This window comes from Robertkochia flava (assembly GCF_020166515.1).
Lineage (GTDB): Bacteria > Bacteroidota > Bacteroidia > Flavobacteriales > Flavobacteriaceae > Robertkochia > Robertkochia flava.
Genome location: NZ_JAINZT010000005.1, coordinates 31,032 through 50,890 on the forward strand (window position 1 = coordinate 31,032; position 19,859 = coordinate 50,890).

The window sequence follows — 19,859 nt, forward strand, 5'->3', positions numbered from 1 at the left end:
GGCTTTTTTGTGATATCTTCATTCTTATGAGCGTATTAACAGAGCAGGAATTGCATAACCTTGCTATGAATATCGTTGGGGAGGACCTCGAGAAAAATGGCTTTGAGTTTATGGCGGTCAACAGCCAGCTAAAAAAGGATCCGCAATTCGTGTGTCTTAAAGACAAAAAACTACATTTTATTATCGTGAAGGCCGTGCCCTATCCGGAAGATCCCAAGGCTTACGATGTGGTCTTTATGGAGACCATTCGTGCCCATGCCGTTAAGTTTAAAGCCCGTACCTATTATGCCGGGGTGGGTCTGGCCAATGCCTCAGATTACGATAAACCAGTGAGCAAGAACGATAACTATATTGTAAATTATAATGGAATCATTGAGATTAAGGACTAGTTTATTTTCGGTGCTGATAATTCTTCTTGTGGTTACCTCCTGCGGTATCCCCGGCAATGAGCCTTACCAACAAAGCGAAAAAGGACGGGCCCTGGGAACAACCTATACCATCATCTATGATGTGCCCGATGAGGACGTGTCTTACCATGAAGAAATTCTTGCTGTATTTGATACGGTAAATGCTTCCATGTCCACCTATATTCCCAATAGCGATATTTCCAGGGTGAATCGCGGAGAAGCCGACGTGGTGGTTGATGATTATTTTAAGGAGGTATTCCTGAAGTCTAAAGAGGTCTGGAGGCAAACCAACCGAGCCTTTGATCCTACAGTAGGGGCCCTGGTTAACGCCTGGGGCTTTGGCCCTGAAGAGGGGCTGGGAGATCTGGATTCAACCCAGGTAGACAGTATATTGCAATTCACAGGTCTTGAAAAGGTCTTTATCGACTCGCTTAACCGTGTGGTTAAGGCGCATCCTCAGGTGTATCTTGATTTTAATGCGCTGGCAAAGGGCTATTGTATTGATCTGATCGGCCGGATGCTCGAGGAAAAGGGGGTGGAGAATTACCTTGTTGAAGTTGGGGGGGAGATCCTTTGTAAGGGTAGTAACACACGCAGGGTGAAGAACTGGGTGGTAGCTATTGATAATCCTTTACAGGGAGAGAAGGACCGCTTACTGATCTCAAAGATCAAGCTGGTGGACCGTGCCATGGCCACCAGTGGTAATTACCGCAAATATCGTGTGGACGAGACTACAGGAGAGAAGTATGTGCATACCATAGATCCCAGAACGGGCTATCCCTTTAAGAATAATGTATTAAGTACATCGGTCATCGCATCTACCTGTATGGAAGCCGATGCTTATGCCACCGCCTTTATGCTCATGCCTCTGGACAGCATCAGATCGTCACTCAGGGAACTTCCCGGACTGGAGGCATATGTGATCGCTGTGGATGATAAGGGGGATCTGGTAGAATTCAGAACCGATGGATTCGAGGATTTGGTTATAGAAGAGGAGCAGTAAAACGATTATTTCCTTACTACAGGAATAATTTCTTTGGGGTCGATACGATAGGTATCGGCCTCTTTTTTTGAAAGTCGCCCTGCAAGATCTTCTTCGATCACCTTAAAGCCAACGGCCCTGAGCTTGTCAAAGTAGTCGCGCCCATAGACCCTGACATGATCGTATTGCCCGAAAATCCTGGCCCGTTCGGCAGGGTCGGTAATACTGTCGTCTTCAAAGGTGCTTTCGCGGCCTAGGTCCTGGGGGATCTGGAGAATGCCCCAGCCTTCCGGCTTCATGATGCGGTAGAGCTCTTCCATGGCCTTGCGGTCGTCCGGAATGTGCTCCAGAACATGATTGCAAAGAATCACGTCAAAGCTATTGTCTTCAAAGGGGAGATCACAGATATCTGCCTTTACATCGGCCAGGGGAGAATTCAGATCGGTAGTGGTGTAGTCCAGGTTTTTCATCTTTCTGAACCGGCTGTAGAAAGCCTGTTCTGGAGCGAAATGCAATACCTTCAAACGTGCTGTAAAGAAAGGGGTCTTTTCTTTCAAATACAGCCATAGCAGCCTGTGCCTTTCCAGGGATAGGGTTCCGGGGGCAAGTACATTTTCGCGTTGCCTGCCGTATCCGTAGGGCAGAAAGCTCCTGTAACCTTTCCCGTCTATGGGATCCGTGTACGTATTGCCCTTGTAGTATAAAGCGACAGCAGGACGAACCAGGTAACTCAGTCGGATAAGCAGGGGGCGCGGTACTGTATTGAGGATGTATTTAAAAATTCGCTTCAAGAAAAAGGGCTTTATTAAACCTTAAGGGCTTGTTTAAATTCTTTTTCCTCGTCGCTCTCAATGCCAAGAACATCATAGATGTATTTAAAGGTGGAAAGGATCTCCGGTTTTCCATTGATCATAGCCACATCATGTTCGAAATGCGCGCTGGGTTTCCCATCGGCAGTTACGATGGTCCATCCGTCCTTTAGCTGCTTGATGCGATGGGTACCCATATTGATCATGGGTTCAATAGCCACGACCATTCCATCCACGAACTTTTTGCCACGACCTCTTTTTCCGTAATTAGGCATCTCAGGATCTTCGTGCATTTTTCTTCCAATACCATGCCCGACAAGCTCCCGAACTACCCCATATCCCTCGGCTTCGCAGAAGTTTTGTATGGCGTATCCCACGTCTCCCACGCGATTTCCGTTTTTGAACTCCCGGATTCCGATGTACAGGGATTCCTTGGTAACCTGCAACAGTTTTTTTGTTTCCGGGGCCACCTCGCCGATCTCGAAGGTATAGGCGTGGTCTCCGTAGAAACCGTTCATAAGGGCGCCACAATCGATGGAAACAACATCTCCCTCTTCAAGCGGCTTGTCTGTTGGTAATCCGTGTACCACGGCTTCATTTACACTGGTAAGTAAGGTAGACGGACAATCATACAACCCCAGGAAACCGGGCTCGGCACCCATATCGCGGATAAAGGCTTCGGCCATTTTGTCCAGATGGTTGGTAGTAACACCCGGTTTCAATTCTCCGGCAAGCATCCCCAGGGTTTTTGAAACTACCAGGGCACTTTCCCTCATTAACTCAATCTCTTCGGGCGTTTTGATCTTTATCATCTTAAATATGTTTGATAAACTGAATTTCAATTAACAGGCCATTGGTTGGTCTGCAAAAATAGAATATTATTTTTAGAATTGCATGCCTACAGGTCCAGGGCGAGGGTGCGAATAAGTTCGGCCTGTGCCGTGGCTAGTTTGTATTCCAGTTCGATCTGTTTAAGGCGGGCCTGGAGGAGGTTCCTTTCCCGGGTGTTCAGCAGAAATACAGAGCTCTCTCCAAAGCTGAATTTTCGCTCTTCCGCCTGCAAAAGCGACTGGTAGTCGGTCGTTACCCTGCTTACCTGGTCGCGCTGTGCCTTGTAGTTCTCTACCTGAGATACGGCTACGGTGGCCTTATTTCTCAGGGCCAGCATTTCCCGGTCGAATTCCAGGCTGGCATCCTGTATCTTGAACTTGCTTAATTGCAGGGCTCCGCGTTCCTTTCTCAGGAAGAGGGGGAAACTGAATTCCAGTCCGAATTTGTAATCGCCCGTATTGATGGTGTTCACCCGTCGGGCATCACTGGTGATAAAGTTGTAGTTCAGGTTTAATTCCGGCTTGAGCATTTCCGCTTTCAACCTCCGGTCTACCTCCAGGGTTTCGATCTTTGCCCGCATCGAGCGGATCTTGGGGTGTTCATCTACCTGGAAATTGGAAATGGTATCGTTTTGTGTCAGTAAGAAGGCATCCAGGGTGGCGGTGGCATTGTTTTCCGGAATTATGCCTTCTGCTACTTCCAGGGGGATGTAAGCCTCATCCCAGAGGTAATTGGAGAGCTGCAGCCTGGCTTTTAAAAGGTCCAGCTCTGCCTCCCTGAGGTTGATCCTCCTGTTTTGTACCGTGATCCCCAGTTCTATGCTGTCTATAGGGGCCTTGTCGCCTTCTTCTATTTGCCGTTTCAGGTTGCGTAAGCGGAGATCTGCATTTTCCAGGAATTCTCTGTAGAGGGAGTACTCCAGGTGGGCGCGGTACCAGTCCATGTAGGTGACCACCGCCCCGAAAAGCAATTCGTTGATCTGTAATTCCCGCTCCGCCTCGTTGAGATCGGTAAAGATCTTCGCCTGCCTGAGGGTGGCCATGCGTTCATTGATGAACAGCCCCTGTCCGATAGGAATGGAAATACCTGCACTGTACAATCCGTCTTCAGGCACTACGTTCTGGGGGTTCAGAAATGAACCGTCGTTGAGTTCGTATCCGGCCTGCAATTCAATTCCATACCAGGTAGGTATCTTAAAGGTGCCGTAGAGCAGATCGTAGTATTCGGTATCTTTGAAATCCTTACGGTTGTAATCCACATCGATCTTAGGGTCAAAACCCCCACGTGCCTTCAGGAGATTGGCCTGGGCCTCGTCGATCTTCAGGTTGGCCTGGGCTGCAATGGGGTGGTTCTTCTTTACGAATCCCAGGAATTCATTCAGGTCGAAGATGCTGTCGGTCTGTTGAGCACATGCCGGCGCACTGAAGAGTAAAAAGAGTAATATGAAAATGCTTTTTTGCATGCTATTTCTTTTTCATGGCACTGTTATCCTCCTTGCTGGGTTGGTAATAATTAGGAGGGAATCCGTTTAGTTGTCGCCACAATTCGAACCAGATAGGTACGTCCTGTAGCATGGCAAAGGTCTGTGCTCCGGAGCCTACCCTGATCTCTTTAGGCCAGGGATGATCCTGCTCATCAGGGGCGATAAGAATACGGTATTTCCCATTGGAACTGATGTAGTTCTCAATGGCAACGACGGTACCTCCATAAGTTCCGTAGGAGACATTAGGCCATCCTGAAAAGATGATGGCTGGCCATCCGTCAAATTGTAACCTTACCTTCTCCCCCAAATGGATCAGCGGCAGGTCAATGGGAGCCACGTAGCTCTCTACAGCGATATCAATGCCGGCTGGCATGATGCTTACCAATGGTTCTCCTTCCTTGACCGTTTCCCCGATACCCGATTGCAGGGCCTTGTTTACAAATCCGTCTTGCGGGGCGGTAACATAATTAAACGTACGCCTCACCTCGTAATTAGTATACTCGTTCTGTAATTTGTTTACTGCGCCTTCTCCTTCAAATTGCATGCTCATCGCACTAAACTTGTCGCTTTCGGCCTTGGAGATCTTTTCTCCGTATTCTGCCAGTAAACGTCCTTTTTCGATCTCGGTATTGATCACGTCATTTCTGCTGGAGAGCAGTTTATTCTCCAGGGAGATCACTTTGGCCTGAGCTTCCTGTAGTTTCATTTTTTTGTCTTCCACCTCTTGCAGTGACTTTAATCCTTCCTGATTCAGAATGTCGGCCCGGTTAAACTGGCGTTCTGCAATGATAAAGTTCGTGCGGGCAGCCTCCAGGTCAATACTGTCGCTTTCCACCTTTAGTCCTGCCTGAACGAGTTTGTTCTTCAACTGCATAAGCTTTAATTCCCGCTCGTTGACCAGATTGCTGATCTGCAGGTCCAGGGCTTTGATCTTTCCCGAGTAAGAGACTACACTTTGTTTTTTCGCATCCAGCTGTGCCTGGGTGCGTTCCAGCAGGGTAGGGTCGAAGTAAGAATCCTTGATTTCTGAAAGGTAGACAATGGTGTCGCCTTTTTTTACATGGTCTCCCTCCCGTACAAACCATTCCTCTACCCTTCCGGGGATAACCGAATGTATGGTTTGCGGACGTTGCCCGGGAGTCAGGGTGGTAATAAACCCTTCAGCACGCACGTTCTGTGTCCAGGGCAGGAACATGATAGCAAACAAAATGAGGAAGAATGCTCCCAGAAGCCTGCTGAAGTTCTTGTGGTGCTCCTTATGAAACACCTTCTTGCTGGAAATAAAGTGGGATATATCCACTTTTTTATTTAAGCTGTTGGTTGATATGTTGAGCATTATTGTACCTCTTTAATATTGATAATCTCTCCGTTACTCATTGTGATGATTCGGTTCCCGGAGGATGCCCAAAGTGGTTCGTTGCTTTCTACAACAATGGCCCAGGGTCGCTCCGGCGCTGTAAGTTCTTTGATAATACGGGTCTTTTCTTCTTTGTCAAACTGGTCGAGCGGATTGGAAAGGATAAGAAGTTTTGGCTTCCGTACTATACTCCTTGCTAAAACGATCTTCTTTGAAAGGGTGTAAGACATCTGCCACCCTTCAGGTTTTAAAACCGTATTCAATCCCATGGGCTGAGACTTAACGAAGTCCCGTAAGCCTACCAGGTCTATTGCCCATTCCACATCCTTTTTGGTCAGGCTTGTATCGCCAAAGGTCAGGTTTTCCAAAATGGTCCCTTCAAATGGGGATTCTTCCGAAATTGACTGCCCCAAAAGCCCCCGATAGGCATTGGGTCGAACGATCTTGCTGTTGGTGTTGTTAATGAAGAAGCTGCCTTCGGTGGGTTCAAAAAGTCCGGCGATGATCTTTAATAAGGTCGATTTTCCTGAACTGTTTGCTCCCTGAACCACGATGATCTCTTTGGGGCCGATATCCAGGTTGATGTTGCGGATGATGTTGATATTGCTCCCCGGTAAGTGGTAGCTTACTTTTTCAAGACTGATATTCAGATCATCTTTTTCTTCATCAAAATCCAGTTCCCCTTCCTGTAACTCAAGACGCTTGTCAACCACCTGTCCCAGTTTCTCCAGAGAGGTGAGCATATCGTAAAAGGGTTCGAGCCCCAGAATGAGTTTCTCCACGGAGTTAATCACTAAAAGTATAATGATCTCGGCGGCTACGAACTGCCCGATGTTCATTTGCTGGTTCAGTACCAGTAAACCACCGACTACTAGAAGCCCTGCCGTTACCAATACCTTAAAACTTATCATTTGCGCAAATTGCAGGATCAGGATCTTAAAGTGACTCTCCCGTGCATCGAGGTAATCACTTACCAGGTCGTCAGATTTGTTCATCGCCAGGGTCGTCCTTCCCGAAAGTTTAAAGCTTACTATAGAACGAGCCACCTCCTGGATCCAATGCGCGATCTGGTATTTGTACTTCGATTCATCCAGGCTGGTAGACAGCCCCCTGCTGTAGGTGAATTTGAATACGATGTATATCAGAACAATGAGCAACAGGCCGTATGCAATAAAGAAAGGGTGATAAAAGGAGAGTAGAACCAGCCCGAATACGATCTGGAGGAATGCAGCAGGTACTTCTACCAGAAGTTTTGACAGGGTTTTTTGAATGGTGAGGGTATCAAAAAACCGGTTCGCCAGCTCCGGTGGATAAAAATCCTCCAATTCGCTCATTTTAATCTTGGGAAAACGGTATGAAAATTCAAAAGCCGATCGGGTGAATATTTTCTGTTGAATGTTTTCAATAATACGCAACTGCATTAATTGGAGTACCCCGGTAAAGGCAACCCCAAGGGTTACCAGGATCACCAGTACCACCCAGCTGGTGGTGGGCTGGGCAGCCTGCAGCAGGGTAATGATCGCCTGAATACCAAGGGGTAGGGTAAGGCTCACCAGTCCGGCAAAAATCGCGTAGTACGCAATCTGGTAAATGTCTTTCTTATCCAGGCTAAGCAGATTTACAAATCGCTGCCATGAGGAAATAACCTTTTTATCGTCTTTCATTTGCTTTAGAAGTTGATCTGTTTAAGGACAAGATTTTTATAGAATTGCACCAGTTCGTCATCATTTTTACAGTCGGTCAGACTCGGTAGGTGTTCACGGCTGTATTGCTGGTGTAAGGCTCCCTGAATTACCGTGGAGATGAGACTTTTTGGGTGAGGGTACTCCGGGTTAACCTCTTTTATCATCTCCGCCAAAAGGGATACAAGTCGCTTAAAAGTCGCGAAATAGCCTTCCTGGTTTTCCTGGTCTACCTCTTTGGTGAGGTAAGATTTTGAAAACTCTGCAACCACAATGCCGCCCAGCTTCACCTCATTGACGTGAGAAAACTGCTCGTCTTCTGCGGGAGCCCGGGTAGCAATTTCCAGGCCGAGCTCCAGTTTGGTAGTCGGATCTGCAATATTATGGGTGCTGAAAACCAGTTTGTATTCTATCCACGACCAGTACCAGTTGGTAAGGTATACCAACAGCTGATGTTTGTTTTCAAAGTAGCGGTATACCGAGCTCTCAGTAGATTGGATCTGCTCTGCGAGCTTCCGGAAGGTAAAGTGCTCGAAGCCGATCTCATCGATCAATAAAATACTGTGATCGATGATCTTCTTGCCCAGCTTGGAAGATTCCGGATCTTTAAGATAGATGTTCTCATTGACCTGGATCTTAAAATTTGATAGTATCTGTTTCATGAACTACTAATTACACTCGCGAATATAATAGTATTACTATTATTTTGAAGGAGCATTAGTAGATTTTTAACAAAAAAAAGCCGCCTAAGTTATTAGGCGGCAAATATTTATTGGTTAAGGATGTTTTCTATTTTCCCTGAACCTTTTCTTTGAATTTGTCAAATTCAGAATCAGCTGTTTTTCTTGGCCACTGATTGTTTTCCGGGTTCACGTCGGCAGTTTCCTCTTTAGGGTCTACCACCACGCTTCGGATCTCCTTATTGGTAGGAATTACAACTTTTACCTCCTGGTCATTCTTTCTCCAGATCTGTACAGGATAGTTGATCAATTCCTTGCTTCCATCCTCATACGTGTATTCCACGATCAATGGCATCGGAATTCCTCCCGGTTTGTTAAAGGTAACCTCGTAAAAGTATTTTGGTACTTCCAGGTTTGAGCGTGTTTCCACGTCAAAGTTTTCCAGCATATATTCAGTAAGTGTGCTGAAGCGCTCAGACTGGCTTTGTTTTGCTACTTCGTTCGCATATTCTTCGCTGTCTTCGCTCACCATGTATACCATAGGAGGGAGATCTGCAGCATTAATACCTCTTTGCTCATAGATATCTTTGATTCTCTGTGTTGGGGTAGAGGTAACCACACCTTTCTTGATGTCTTTCACACCCATGTCTACTACTTCTGTAGTGTAGAACCATCCTCTCCAGAACCAGTCAAGATCAACTGCTGAAGCATCTTCCATGGTGCGGAAGAAATCTTCAGGCGTAGGATGTTTGAACATCCATCTTTGCGCGTAGGTTTTAAAGGCATGATCAAACAACTCATGGCCCATTACTGTTTCGCGAAGAATGTTAAGTGCGGTTGCCGGCTTTCCGTATGCATTGGGTCCAAGCTGGTATGCATTTTCCGGGTTAGACATGATAGGGGCTATAAAATTCTGGTCTCCTTTCATGTAAGGAACGATCTTTTTGGGCTCTCCTCTTCTTGAAGGATAGGCTTCATACCCTTTGATAGCTTCCGGGTGGTTCTTACCGAATTCCTGCTCTGCCAGGTACTGCATAAAGGTGTCCAGTCCTTCGTCCATCCATCCCCACTGGCGCTCGTCAGAGTTCACGATCATTGGGAAGAAGTTATGACCTACCTCATGGATGATCACCGAGATCATTCCGAATTTTGTACGGTCGCTGTATTCTCCGTCTTCGTTAGGACGGCCGTAATTCCAGCAGATCATTGGGTATTCCATCCCCTGGTTCTTAGCATGTACGGATACAGCCTTAGGGTAAGGGTAGTCAAAAGTGTGCTTGGAATACGTCTTCAGTGTCTGGATCACAGCTTTGGTGGAATATTCTTCCCACAGCGGATTTCCTTCCTTGGGGTAAAGGGAAACGGCCATTACGGTTTTCCCGTTATTCATTTTTACGGCCTGACGCTCCCAGATGAATTTTCTGGAAGTGGCAAAGGCAAAGTCTCTTACGTTTTCTGCCTTAAAGGTCCATGTATTTTTGTTTTCGGCAAATCCTTTCTCCGTTTCTCTGGCTTCTTCCTCCGTTACAATAAATACCGGTTTGTTGTAAGAAGTCTTAGAAGCTTCAAATCTTTTGTACTGGTCTTTGGACAGTACGTCTTTAGCATTTTGAAGGGTACCAGTAGCTTCCATAACGTGGTCTGCAGGTACGGTAATATTTACCTCGTAGTTTCCGAAAGGAAGGGCGAATTCTCCGTTCCCCCAGAACTGATGGTTCTGCCATCCTTCAACATCATTATAAACGGCCATTCTTGGGAAGAATTGCGCGATCACATATGCGTTGTTTCCGTTTTCATCAAAGTGCTCGTAACCACTTCGGGCTCTGTTTACCACGTGATTGTTTACGTTGTACCACCACTTGATCTGGAAAGCAATAGTTTCTCCAGGTTGAAGGGGCTGACTGATGTCTACCCTCATCATGGTTTGGTTGATGGTATATTTAATGGGGTTCCCTTTGGTATCTTTTACGTATTCGATGTTAAAACCACCATCAAATGGTTCGTTCAGGAATTTACCTGCGAACCGGTCTGCAGTTTCTGCTACTCTCATTTCCTCAGGATTTTTGAGCAGGGCAGGAGCATCTTTTTTTCGAATGTTCTGGTCCAGTTGCACCCAGAGATATTCCAGTACGTCAGGTGAATTGTTGGTGTAGGTAATCACCTCGGTACCATAGAGCTTTTGCGTTTTATCGTCAAGCTCAATATTCATCTTATAGTCTGCCTGCTGCTGATAATAAGCATGTCCTGGTGCACCGGCAGCAGTTCTGTACTGATTCGGGGAGGCAAACTCTTCGTAAAGCTGTTTAAAACGATTATTGTTGTAGTGCCCTTCCTGGGTGACCTCCTGTTCTTTCTCCTGAGCCTGAAGAACTCCGAAAGAGGCCGCCGCTAAGGCTGCAAAAAGAAATTTAGTTTTCTTCATGATGTTTTTGTGATTTAAGTCGCGAAAAATAAAAATTTTAAATTCTCAATGCCCGTCGGGCTATAAGTTTAACAAAGCTTTATAATTTCCCCGGTGCAGCAGGAAGCTCTTCTGTTTCCCGGGAAAATCCAGATGGATAATGTTTTGCTGGTCGTCAAAGAGTTCGAAGAATACTTCATTCTCTATGCGAATGCTTTTAATTTGCTGCCCCTTAATATCGGGGATTTCCAGGTAACACTTGGTGAGGTCGGTGTCGTACTCCTTACCCAGAAAACGGAATGATTTAAGTTCTCCGTTAATATAGAGCCTGAACTTATCGTTCAGGTATTTTTCAATGTAAAAGTCGGCTTCCTTTAGTTCGTTATCCGTCATTAACCCGGCTTTAATTCCATAGCGTGCTTTCAGCAACTGGTCGAGGTCGTCTGTGAAATACCGGGAAATGATCTGAATGGAGCCTGCATCTTCGGAATAGGTGATGTCGCTTACACTTACGTAGTACTTGTGTAAAATGCCGGCAGCGAAAAGTGGCAGGCAGCATAGGATCAGGGCAATAGTCTTTTTCATTCGTCTTAACAATAAAGGGCGGAAAATATGTTTTTTTTGCGAGTATCACTGTTAAAAAGTTGGTAACAAACGCACCAAACCCGGGCCTGTAATTTTTAATCTGTCTTGGACTCATTCAGGATGGAGGTTGGCGGCCAGGACGAATGTGCAAGCTTGACCGGCTCTATAGTAGTTTAATTCTGCTCTGCCAGCAATTGATTGTAGGCCTTACTCTGATTGACCAGGTAGTCTATAAGTTGGAATTCATTGCTCTTTCTCAGTAATTCTCTGGGCGGGGTTTTCTCGTCTACATAGAACAGGAACTCGTCAATCTTGTCCTGTGGTATCTGAAGGTCGGCGACAAAGAATTCGTCGTCATACACCTGGCGCAGAATCTCAGAAACCTTCACCTGTGGTGCATTCTCTGCATTCTCTCCTTCTACATTAAAGAGAGCCTTAAAGATATTTACAAAATTTAAGCCGTACTGCATGCCGCGGTCCTGCAAGGGCAGGGCAGTATTCTGAACCCTGGTGGACATATCGGTCTGGTAGTCGACCTTCTTGAATTCCTCTCCTTTAAGTTCCAGGAATCGCTCCCGGTTTTCCGGCGTGATCACCACCTCGTCCAATTCGGTTACCTTCTCGTCTACCGTAACCACAAGACGATTTTTTTGGATCATTTCCGGGGTTATGGTGATGGTTTTAAACTGGTAATTAAGGGAGGTAAAAGCTAATACATCCCCGTCCATGACCTCGATCATGAATTCTCCGTTATCATCTGTTACGGTGGCCTTGGCCGAAGTTACATTGATCACATTTTCGTTGGGAACATTCGTGTTCATGTACATGACCTTTCCCCGAATAGGAGCGCGTTCTTCCTGGCTAAAAATTAGCACAGGTAACAAGAGCATCAGAATGGCGATGAGTTTCTTCACAAGGGCGATTTTTGTTTAAATTACTCATTAAAAAGATCTAATCAAAATAAATGCGTTGATAAAGTATTGTTAAGAGTCGGGGTATGAAGCTGCCCTGAAATCAGGGCAGAGGCTGGAGGGAAGTCCGGTGGTTTTCGTTTAAAAATGCAGATCTTTGTCTTTGGAATCATAAACCAATAATTATGAAGAATATGATCGTGGCCAGTACCTCTACGGTACATGGTTCTGCATATCTGGAATACCTTTTGCCGGCACTGGAGAATTTTTTCAGGGATGTGAAAACCATCACATTTATCCCTTATGCAAGGCCGGGGGGGATCACCCATGACCGGTATACCGAAATAGCCGCCAAGGGACTTGCTTCTTTGGGTAAAAAGGTAGTGGGATTGCATACGTTCGATGATCCTGTGGAGGGTTTGAATAATGCCGAAGCCGTATTTACAGGAGGGGGGAATACCTTTCTGCTGGTACATGCATTGTATAAGACCGGGGTTATGCCCGTGCTTCGCGAACGGGTTTTTGACGGGTTGCCCTATTTGGGTAGTAGTGCCGGGTCAAATATCACCGGGCTTAGTATGCAGACCACTAATGATATGCCAATTATATATCCTCCCAGTTTTAAAACCCTGGGTGCGCTGCCTTTTAATATCAACCCTCATTACCTGGATCCTGTAAAAGGGAGTACGCATATGGGGGAAACACGTGAAACGCGAATTAAAGAATTTCACCAGCTCAATGCGATCCCAGTGGTGGGACTCAGAGAGGGAAGCTGGCTGGAGGTTAAGGGTGAAGTGATTACACTTGGAGGGACCTTAACGGCAAGGGTGTTCCTGCAGGGAAAGGAGCCCTTCGAGATCGAAACCGGGTCTGAGTTGCATTTAGAGTAAACTACTGGTGTGTTTTGGTAGAGTCTGAAACCATGTTTTGGATCTCATGAACTTCTTTGGGGGTTAGATGTCTCCACTTACCAACCTCCACATCCAGGGGAATGTTCATGATGCGGACACGTTTTAATTTGGTTACCCTGTAATCCAGGTATTCGCACATACGCCTGATCTGGCGGTTTAATCCCTGGGTTAGAATAATGCGAAATTCATTGCGGCCTGTTTGTTCTGCAAAACACTTGCGGGTAACTGTGCCCAGAATTGGAATGCCGCTTCGCATGCGCCGGATGAATTCTTTGGTTACCGGTTTGTTTACCTGTACGATATACTCCTTCTCATGATTGTTTCGGGCTCTGAGGATCTTGTTGACGATATCGCCGTCGTTGGTGAGAAAGATCAATCCTTCACTGGGTTTGTCTAATCTGCCGATGGGAAAGATGCGTTTCGGGTAATTGATGAAATCGATAATATTATCTTTTTCCACCCGGGTGTCTGTGGTGCATACAATGCCAACCGGTTTGTTAAAAGCCAGATATACCGGGGCGTCCTCCGGTTCGGTAATAAGTCTTCCGTTTACCCGTATTTCATCATCAGGACCTACCTTGGTCCCCATTTCGGGCACCTCGCCGTTTACCGTTACTCTTCCCTGTTCGATCAGCTTGTCTGCTGCTCTTCTTGAACAGTACCCCACTTCGCTGAGGTATTTGTTGATGCGTGTGAGTTGTTTCTCCTCCATGGGCACAAAGGTACATAAACCGCAGGGGATCCCCCGGAGGTTTTAGTCCATAAAAAAAACCAACCGTAGGGTTGGGCTTAGAGCGGGAGACGAGGGTCGAACTCGCGACATTCAGCTTGGAAGGCTGACGCTCTACCAACTGAGCTACTCCCGCATTCCGGAGGCAAATATAAAGATTCTTTGAATTTCCCTCCAAAAAAATCCACTCCGAAAATCAAAAAAAATGAGATTCAGAAAGCCTTATTTTTTAAAGTCGCTGATTTTCAGAACCCAGGCTTTTTATCCTGAAGGTTTAAGATATTCAAATAAAAGTTACCTTGGGAAAAATTCTGACATATGAAGATGATCGGGGAAACACCCAGGCTCTATCTGAGAGAGTTTTTATTAGATGACAGCGTTCATTTTTATGAGATGAACAACGATGAAGAGGTGCTCAAATACACGGGGGATCAGCCATTTGGTTCCCGGGCAGAAGCTTTGGATTTTCTGAAAAATTATAAGGAATATCTTCGTCATGGTCTTGGCCGGTGGGCGGTGATCAGAAAATCGGATCAGGCATTTCTGGGCTGGTGCGGATTAAAATTTCACCCTGATAAGGGGATTACGGAAATAGGCTTTCGGTTGTACCGTAAGTATTGGGGGAATGGATATGCCACCGAGGCGGCAGAAATAGCCGTTGAGTTTGGTTTCAGGGCTCACAGGCTTATGACGATTCATGCGCATGTTCATGTGCAGAATACGGCCTCCGAAAAAGTGCTGAAGAAATTGGGAATGCATCTTGAAGCAGTGATCGACTACGAGGGGATGCCTGCAAAGTTTTATAAATTAGACAATCCTGATTACAGGATTTCCAAAATAACTGCCACGGAGGTACTGGAAGTACGACACCCTGTGTTGCGGGAAGGCCGGCCGAGGAAGGACGCCATCTTTGATGGGGATACGGATCCGGAGACCTTTCATGTCGGGGTGTACTACAGGCAGATCCTTGCCGGGGTGGTTACCCTGATGAAACGACCCGATCCGGAAGGAGATGAACCAAACGCGTACCAGTTAAGAGGTATGGGGGTTAACGGAGGTTTCAGAAGACTGGGCGTAGGAATGGCCCTGGTAAAGGCAGCGGAAACCGAGGTCCTTAAATCCGGAAGCTGCCGGATATGGATGAATGCCAGGGAAAAAGCTGTGAGCTTTTACCTGAAACTGGGGTACGAGATTCACGGGGAACTGTTTGAGATTCCCGGGGTAGGCCCGCATTACAGGATGAAAAAGACGTTAAACTTTTAAAAACAAAATACATGAAAAAACTGATCTGCACCTTTCTTATTGTCGTAGCAGGATTTGGGGTCCTGCATGCCCAGGAATATCCTGTTGAGATACTTACCGGGAAAGTGGATGTGACCATGGAACATGACCTCTCCGGGGTTAAGCCCGAGGTAGTGTCGGCGTTTCTGAAAATGCAGGAAGCAGCGGCGGCCGAAGGGATTGAATTAAAGGTGGTTTCGGGTTTTCGCAATTATCAACGTCAGCTGGAGATTTGGAACGACAAGTATAAAAAATACCGAAAAGAAGGACTAACCCCGCCTCAGGCCGTTGAGAAGATCATTGAGTATTCAACCATTCCGGGTACTTCAAGACATCACTGGGGAACCGATCTGGATATTATAGACGAGGCCCCGGATGAGCGTGAAAAGGTTCTGGATCCGGAGAAATTCGAGGAGGGCGGACCTTTTTATAAGATGAAACTATGGATGGATGAACATGCTGAATCCTACGGATTTTACCTAGTGTATACCAATGCCCCGGGAAGAAAAGGGTTTCACTATGAACCCTGGCACTACAGTTATGCGCCCATCTCCGTGCCTATGTTAAAAGCGTATCTGGCGCAGGATATCAATGAAATCGTTCAAACAGCAGATCTGCTGGGAGGTCAATTGCTCAGTGAAAGCTTTCTGGAGCAGTATAAAAGGGAACAGATTTCAGATATTAATAAAGATTTAATCGATTGATTTTTTGTAATTTAAGCTTTCCCTGTGCTCCTGTGCCGCCACTTTTAAATTTATGGAGATATGAGAACGCGAAATGGATTTCGATTTTTGATCGGGTTGGTCATTGTTTTATTTGCAGTAGTTAAGTATTGCTCCTCCTCAGAAACCAATCCTTACACAGGAAAAGAACAGCATATTACGATATCACCAGATGAGGAGGTGGCCCTGGGCCTAAGAAGTGCACCGGCCATGGCAGAGCAATTTGGCGGTTTATTCCCTGATACCAAGGCTCAGGCCCTGGTGGATGCCGTAGGAGGAAAGTTGGTGAACAATACGGTGGCCCGGGAAACACCTTATAATTTTGAATTTCATCTTCTCGCAGATCCGCAAACCATAAATGCATTTGCTTTGCCCGGCGGACAGATTTTTATTACCTATGGCTTGTTTTCCCAGCTGGAAACTGAAGGCCAGCTGGCCGGGGTGCTCGGTCATGAAATCGGGCATGTTGTCGGGAGACACAGCGCCGACCAGATGTCGAAACAGGGGCTTACCCAGGGCGTCATAAGCGGTATCGCTGTGGGAAGTGATGATTTGGCCGCCGCCCAGATGGCTGCCGTAGTTGCCAATATGATCAATATGAAGTACGGCAGGGATGACGAGCTGGAGAGTGACGAGCTCGGAGTACGCTTCATGATCCGTTCCGGATATGACCCGAACGATATGATCGGGGTACAGGAGATCCTTAAGGCAGCCGCCGGACCGAATCGCACTCCGGAGTTTCAAAGTACACACCCCGACCCGGATAATCGTATTGCCAGGATCAAGGAAGCGATTCGAAAATATGAGTCCCAATATTGATTTCCCATTCGTCTCTTTTTGTTTGCTTTTTATCGGAATGATGTAAGAATTTTTCTTTTAGAATAGGTTTTTTCTTACGTTTGAAGTGTTGAGAAAAACAAATTTGCCCCAGCTTATTTCTTGTTTTTCGGAGGTTATCTGAAAGCGTTCTTCACCTGCTTGGATTTTGCCCAAAAATCTGCTCTGTAACAATCTATTTAAAGCTAAAAAACCATTGTTTAATTAGTTTTAAATACATTTTATGACAACAATTTTACTTTTAAAAGATCTTTACCGTAATGCATTTGAAGAACTGAATAACCGCTTTGCCGAAGTATTCTTTAAGTTTATGAGCATCGTTAGCTTTTTAGGGTTAATGATCGTGCTTTATGCTTTTGTTTACCGACTCGCTACCGGCTTCGTTTTTTAAGGTACTACAAGATGAAAAAACAGAAAAACCCCGGGAACTTCCCGGGGTTTTTTGCTAATTCAATATTCCAAATACAGGAGATCAGGAGTCTTTTAGAACCTTCATAACGTCTTTGGCGTTAGAGATCTCGGCGTATTTATAGGCTGTAAAATCCAGGCGACGATCTTTCGCTTTGGTGTCAGCGCCATTTTCCAGCAAAAGTTTGGTGATCTCTACCCTGTTAAACTTGGCGGCATACATTAGAGGTGTTAAGCCTCTGGAGCGGGAGTTGATGTCTGCCCCCAATTCAATAAGCTTTTTAACCGTATCATAATCACCTTTGGCAATTGCAAAGCAAAAGGGAGAAAGGTTGTAGGATGCGGTTTCAGTGACAGGATCCGAAATTCCCGTATGAAGGGATACCGGCTCTTCGTAGTTGGCTTGTGTGGTTACCGCAAAAAGAAGTGCGGCTAAAACTGTTAACGTTTTCATGATTGATAAATGTTTAATGATTGATAAATGGTTATGCCTAAAAGACGCCTGAGGTTTGAAAATGTTTCACGTTTTGTGAGGGGTTAACTCAGATTTAACATTCTTATGTATTTTATTGTCAATATTTTAAGTCTTTTAAAAGGTGGCCGTACATGAGGTTTTTTCTTTGACGGAGAATATTTGCGAAGTTTTCAGAAGTGCAGTGATAGTAGTATCTTTGGTATCCAGAATTTATTTTTGAAATGAATAAGAAAGTGTTATTGATGATCCTCGACGGATGGGGGATCTCTTCAAATAAAGAGGTGTCTGCAATTGCCAAGGCCAATACTCCTTTTGTGGATGGCCTCTATACTCAGTATCCTAATGCGACCCTGAGAACAGATGGCTTGAATGTGGGCCTCCCGGAAGGACAAATGGGGAATAGTGAAGTAGGACATATGAATCTCGGGGCCGGTCGTATCGTGTACCAGGATTTAGCCAAGATCAATATGGCTGTCCGGGAGCATACCCTGGCGAAGGAAAAGGAGATCAGGGATGCATTTGAATACGCTCTGAAGCACAATAAAAAAGTGCACCTAATGGGGCTGGTAAGTGATGGGGGGGTTCATTCGCATATTGAACACCTCAAAGGACTTATGGATGCCGCCTATGCTACCGGACTTCGGGATCAGGTATTTATTCATGCCTTCACTGATGGAAGAGATGTTGACCCCAAAAGCGGGAAAGGTTTTATAGACGATTTGCTCAGGCATTGCGCTAAAACGCATTGCAGGCTGGCTTCGGTCATAGGCCGGTATTATGCGATGGACCGTGATAAGCGCTGGGAAAGGGTTAAGCTCGCCTATGATCTAATGGTCTATGGTAAGGGAGCACCCCATAAGAATGCCCTGGAGGCCATACAGGAAAGCTACGACAACGGGGTTACCGATGAATTTATAAAGCCTGTTGTGATTCAGGGCGCTGATGATAAACCCCTGACCCGGATAGAAGAGGGGGATGTGGTGTTCTGTTTTAACTTCAGGACCGACCGGGGACGCCAGATCACCATGGCATTATCCCAGGAGGATTACCATGAGCAGAACATGCATAAAATGGATCTCTATTACGTAACCATGACCAACTATGACGATACCTTTAAAGGGGTTAAAGTGGTTTATGATAAAGAAAATATTGCAGAGACCCTCGGGGAAACCCTGGCCAATGCAGGCCGTATACAAATACGAATAGCAGAAACGGAGAAGTATCCGCATGTTACCTTTTTCTTTAACGGCGGCCGGGAGGAGCCTTTTGAAGGCGAAGAACGTATCCTGTGTCCTTCCCCGAAAGTTGCCACCTACGACCTGCAGCCGGAAATGAGTGCCTATGAGATCCGGGATAAAATTATACCCCGGATAAAGCAGGAGTCCGCAGATTTTATCTGTCTTAATTTTGCCAACCCTGATATGGTGGGGCATACCGGAGTTATGGAAGCTGCAATAAAGGCTTGTGAGACTGTAGATGCCTGTGCCTCGGATGTGGTAGGTGCCGCCCTGGAGCACGGATATGCTACCATCATTATTGCCGATCACGGAAATTGTGATACCATGATCAATCCGGATGGTTCGCCTAATACGGCCCATACCACTAACCCTGTGCCTGTGATCATAGTGGATCCGGATATAAAAGAGGTGAAACCGGGAATTTTGGGGGATATAGCTCCTACCGTTCTGAAATTAATGGGTGTGGCACAACCAGAAGCCATGACCCAAAAACCCTTAATCTGAAATTAATCGAAACCATCTTATGAAAAAGTTCTTTTTTATCCTATTATCCATTAGCATGTTTTCCTGCGAAGGCCAGAAGAAGGGGGAAGCAACAGCAACCCCCGAAGTTGAGGAGGTAGCCCTGAATGCAGAACCCGCACAGGAGCAGATGCTGCTGGGAACACAGGAGAGAGCAGCCCTGGAAGAAGCCCCTTATAAGGGATGGTACCAGGCCAATTACAAGGAATATACGCCCGATGCCGAATTCGTGGAAAAGTTAAAGCCACTTGTTGAGGGGGTAAAAATTACCGTGTTCATGGGGACATGGTGCGAAGACAGCCAGAGAGAAGTCCCGGCCTTCTTTAAATTACTTGATGAATTGCAGGTTTCTGAAGAAGCTGTTACCCTGATCACTATGAACAGGGAAAAGACCACTCCGGAAAACCTTGAAAAGGGGCTGGAGATTACCAATGTACCTACCCTGATCTTTACAAAGAACGGAAAGGAACTTAACCGGATCGTTGAGTTTCCAATAGATACATTGGAGGAGGATATGTACAAAATTCTGAGTGGGCAGGAATATAAGCATGCCTATGCGTGGTAATGTATCCGTACCGAATAATTCTTGTTTATATTTGTAGGCTGA

Annotated in this window: 20 protein-coding genes and 1 tRNA gene; 9 read left to right on the forward strand and 12 right to left on the reverse strand. The window is 46.0% G+C overall.

Annotation, left to right across the window (positions count from 1 at the left end):
* The first annotated feature begins 26 nt into the window (after positions 1 to 26).
* Both K7R11_RS06560 and K7R11_RS06565 read left to right on the forward strand, forming a co-directional pair.
* Positions 27 to 389: a Na(+)-translocating NADH-quinone reductase subunit F gene (locus K7R11_RS06560; protein WP_224489620.1), complete on the forward strand. Its 363-nt coding sequence runs from the start codon at positions 27 to 29 to the stop codon at positions 387 to 389.
* On the forward strand, positions 364 to 1,410 hold the full coding sequence (locus K7R11_RS06565; RefSeq protein WP_410528192.1) for an FAD:protein FMN transferase: 1,047 nt from the start codon (positions 364 to 366) through the stop codon (positions 1,408 to 1,410). Before K7R11_RS06560 ends, K7R11_RS06565 begins: the two co-directional genes overlap by 26 nt.
* Before the next feature lie 5 nt (positions 1,411 to 1,415).
* Here the strand turns inward: K7R11_RS06565 and K7R11_RS06570 are convergent, their stop codons facing one another.
* From K7R11_RS06570 to K7R11_RS06610, 9 genes are all read right to left on the reverse strand, one after another.
* Positions 1,416 to 2,180, reverse strand: a complete 765-nt coding sequence (locus K7R11_RS06570; protein WP_224489622.1) for a class I SAM-dependent methyltransferase — start codon at positions 2,178 to 2,180, stop codon at positions 1,416 to 1,418.
* A gap of 14 nt (positions 2,181 to 2,194) precedes the next feature.
* The gene (map, locus tag K7R11_RS06575) at positions 2,195 to 3,010 is read right to left on the reverse strand and encodes a type I methionyl aminopeptidase (protein WP_224489623.1); all 816 of its coding nucleotides are present in this window, start codon (positions 3,008 to 3,010) and stop codon (positions 2,195 to 2,197) included.
* A gap of 86 nt (positions 3,011 to 3,096) precedes the next feature.
* A complete protein-coding gene (locus K7R11_RS06580; RefSeq protein ID WP_224489624.1) occupies positions 3,097 to 4,491 on the reverse strand; it encodes a TolC family protein in 1,395 nt (464 codons plus the stop codon).
* Between the two features lies 1 nt (position 4,492).
* Positions 4,493 to 5,848, reverse strand: a complete 1,356-nt coding sequence (locus K7R11_RS06585; protein ID WP_224489625.1) for an HlyD family secretion protein — start codon at positions 5,846 to 5,848, stop codon at positions 4,493 to 4,495.
* Positions 5,848 to 7,533 (reverse strand): peptidase domain-containing ABC transporter, encoded by a 1,686-nt coding sequence (locus K7R11_RS06590; protein ID WP_224489626.1) that lies wholly within the window; start codon positions 7,531 to 7,533, stop codon positions 5,848 to 5,850. The genes K7R11_RS06585 and K7R11_RS06590 overlap by 1 nt, the downstream gene beginning before the upstream one ends.
* A gap of 5 nt (positions 7,534 to 7,538) precedes the next feature.
* Positions 7,539 to 8,213, reverse strand: coding sequence for a TetR/AcrR family transcriptional regulator (locus K7R11_RS06595; protein WP_224489628.1), 675 nt, complete (start codon positions 8,211 to 8,213; stop codon positions 7,539 to 7,541).
* Positions 8,214 to 8,340: 127 nt separating this feature from the next.
* Positions 8,341 to 10,653: a M1 family metallopeptidase gene (locus K7R11_RS06600; protein ID WP_224489630.1), complete on the reverse strand. Its 2,313-nt coding sequence runs from the start codon at positions 10,651 to 10,653 to the stop codon at positions 8,341 to 8,343.
* A gap of 60 nt (positions 10,654 to 10,713) precedes the next feature.
* Positions 10,714 to 11,217, reverse strand: coding sequence for a DUF6702 family protein (locus K7R11_RS06605; protein WP_224489632.1), 504 nt, complete (start codon positions 11,215 to 11,217; stop codon positions 10,714 to 10,716).
* A 173-nt stretch (positions 11,218 to 11,390) separates the two neighbouring features.
* Positions 11,391 to 12,131 (reverse strand): carboxypeptidase-like regulatory domain-containing protein, encoded by a 741-nt coding sequence (locus tag K7R11_RS06610; RefSeq protein WP_224489633.1) that lies wholly within the window; start codon positions 12,129 to 12,131, stop codon positions 11,391 to 11,393.
* Positions 12,132 to 12,313: 182 nt separating this feature from the next.
* On the opposite strand from K7R11_RS06610, the gene pepE reads away from it, so the two are divergent.
* Positions 12,314 to 13,018: a dipeptidase PepE gene (gene pepE, locus K7R11_RS06615; RefSeq protein WP_224489634.1), complete on the forward strand. Its 705-nt coding sequence runs from the start codon at positions 12,314 to 12,316 to the stop codon at positions 13,016 to 13,018.
* A gap of 1 nt (position 13,019) precedes the next feature.
* Here pepE and rluF read toward each other — a convergent pair whose 3' ends face one another.
* Positions 13,020 to 13,751: a 23S rRNA pseudouridine(2604) synthase RluF gene (gene rluF / locus K7R11_RS06620; RefSeq protein WP_224489635.1), complete on the reverse strand. Its 732-nt coding sequence runs from the start codon at positions 13,749 to 13,751 to the stop codon at positions 13,020 to 13,022.
* 81 nt (positions 13,752 to 13,832) lie between these two features.
* Positions 13,833 to 13,905 (reverse strand) — tRNA-Gly (locus K7R11_RS06625).
* Between the two features lie 182 nt (positions 13,906 to 14,087).
* Here K7R11_RS06625 and K7R11_RS06630 point away from each other — a divergent pair.
* From K7R11_RS06630 to K7R11_RS06645, 4 genes are all read left to right on the forward strand, one after another.
* A complete protein-coding gene (locus K7R11_RS06630) occupies positions 14,088 to 15,032 on the forward strand; it encodes a GNAT family N-acetyltransferase (RefSeq protein ID WP_224489636.1) in 945 nt (314 codons plus the stop codon).
* Between the two features lie 11 nt (positions 15,033 to 15,043).
* Complete coding sequence (locus tag K7R11_RS06635) at positions 15,044 to 15,754, forward strand: M15 family metallopeptidase (RefSeq protein WP_224489637.1); 711 nt, start codon at positions 15,044 to 15,046, stop codon at positions 15,752 to 15,754.
* Between the two features lie 60 nt (positions 15,755 to 15,814).
* Positions 15,815 to 16,591, forward strand: coding sequence for a M48 family metalloprotease (locus K7R11_RS06640; RefSeq protein ID WP_224489639.1), 777 nt, complete (start codon positions 15,815 to 15,817; stop codon positions 16,589 to 16,591).
* Positions 16,592 to 16,832: 241 nt separating this feature from the next.
* The gene (locus K7R11_RS06645; protein WP_224489642.1) at positions 16,833 to 17,000 is read left to right on the forward strand and encodes a DUF6747 family protein; all 168 of its coding nucleotides are present in this window, start codon (positions 16,833 to 16,835) and stop codon (positions 16,998 to 17,000) included.
* Positions 17,001 to 17,081: 81 nt separating this feature from the next.
* On the opposite strand, the gene K7R11_RS06650 is transcribed toward K7R11_RS06645, so the two are convergent.
* Positions 17,082 to 17,471, reverse strand: coding sequence for an ankyrin repeat domain-containing protein (locus K7R11_RS06650; RefSeq protein ID WP_224489644.1), 390 nt, complete (start codon positions 17,469 to 17,471; stop codon positions 17,082 to 17,084).
* Between the two features lie 242 nt (positions 17,472 to 17,713).
* Between K7R11_RS06650 and gpmI the strand changes: the two genes are divergently transcribed.
* Positions 17,714 to 19,234 carry a 2,3-bisphosphoglycerate-independent phosphoglycerate mutase gene (gene gpmI, locus K7R11_RS06655; RefSeq protein ID WP_224489646.1) on the forward strand — a complete coding sequence of 507 codons (1,521 nt, stop codon included), beginning with the start codon at positions 17,714 to 17,716 and terminating at the stop codon, positions 19,232 to 19,234.
* 19 nt (positions 19,235 to 19,253) lie between these two features.
* Complete coding sequence (locus tag K7R11_RS06660; protein WP_224489648.1) at positions 19,254 to 19,817, forward strand: thioredoxin family protein; 564 nt, start codon at positions 19,254 to 19,256, stop codon at positions 19,815 to 19,817.
* The last annotated feature ends 42 nt before the right edge of the window (positions 19,818 to 19,859 follow it).

Bases quoted from the DNA above. Each gene is read 5' to 3' on its own strand.
- map (WP_224489623.1), bottom strand. From the start codon at position 3,010: ATGATAAAGATCAAAACGCCCGAAGAGATTGAGTTAATGAGGGAAAGT.
- K7R11_RS06635 (WP_224489637.1), top strand. From the start codon at position 15,044: ATGAAAAAACTGATCTGCACCTTTCTTATTGTCGTAGCAGGATTTGGG.
- K7R11_RS06660 (WP_224489648.1), top strand. From the start codon at position 19,254: ATGAAAAAGTTCTTTTTTATCCTATTATCCATTAGCATGTTTTCCTGC.
- K7R11_RS06630 (WP_224489636.1), top strand. From the start codon at position 14,088: ATGAAGATGATCGGGGAAACACCCAGGCTCTATCTGAGAGAGTTTTTA.
- pepE (WP_224489634.1), top strand. From the start codon at position 12,314: ATGAAGAATATGATCGTGGCCAGTACCTCTACGGTACATGGTTCTGCA.
- K7R11_RS06645 (WP_224489642.1), top strand. From the start codon at position 16,833: ATGACAACAATTTTACTTTTAAAAGATCTTTACCGTAATGCATTTGAA.
- rluF (WP_224489635.1), bottom strand. From the start codon at position 13,751: ATGGAGGAGAAACAACTCACACGCATCAACAAATACCTCAGCGAAGTG.
- K7R11_RS06640 (WP_224489639.1), top strand. From the start codon at position 15,815: ATGAGAACGCGAAATGGATTTCGATTTTTGATCGGGTTGGTCATTGTT.
- K7R11_RS06585 (WP_224489625.1), bottom strand. From the start codon at position 5,848: ATGCTCAACATATCAACCAACAGCTTAAATAAAAAAGTGGATATATCC.
- K7R11_RS06605 (WP_224489632.1), bottom strand. From the start codon at position 11,217: ATGAAAAAGACTATTGCCCTGATCCTATGCTGCCTGCCACTTTTCGCT.
- K7R11_RS06600 (WP_224489630.1), bottom strand. From the start codon at position 10,653: ATGAAGAAAACTAAATTTCTTTTTGCAGCCTTAGCGGCGGCCTCTTTC.
- K7R11_RS06650 (WP_224489644.1), bottom strand. From the start codon at position 17,471: ATGAAAACGTTAACAGTTTTAGCCGCACTTCTTTTTGCGGTAACCACA.
- K7R11_RS06595 (WP_224489628.1), bottom strand. From the start codon at position 8,213: ATGAAACAGATACTATCAAATTTTAAGATCCAGGTCAATGAGAACATC.
- K7R11_RS06580 (WP_224489624.1), bottom strand. From the start codon at position 4,491: ATGCAAAAAAGCATTTTCATATTACTCTTTTTACTCTTCAGTGCGCCG.
- gpmI (WP_224489646.1), top strand. From the start codon at position 17,714: ATGAATAAGAAAGTGTTATTGATGATCCTCGACGGATGGGGGATCTCT.
- K7R11_RS06590 (WP_224489626.1), bottom strand. From the start codon at position 7,533: ATGAAAGACGATAAAAAGGTTATTTCCTCATGGCAGCGATTTGTAAAT.
- K7R11_RS06565 (WP_410528192.1), top strand. From the start codon at position 364: ATGGAATCATTGAGATTAAGGACTAGTTTATTTTCGGTGCTGATAATT.
- K7R11_RS06560 (WP_224489620.1), top strand. From the start codon at position 27: ATGAGCGTATTAACAGAGCAGGAATTGCATAACCTTGCTATGAATATC.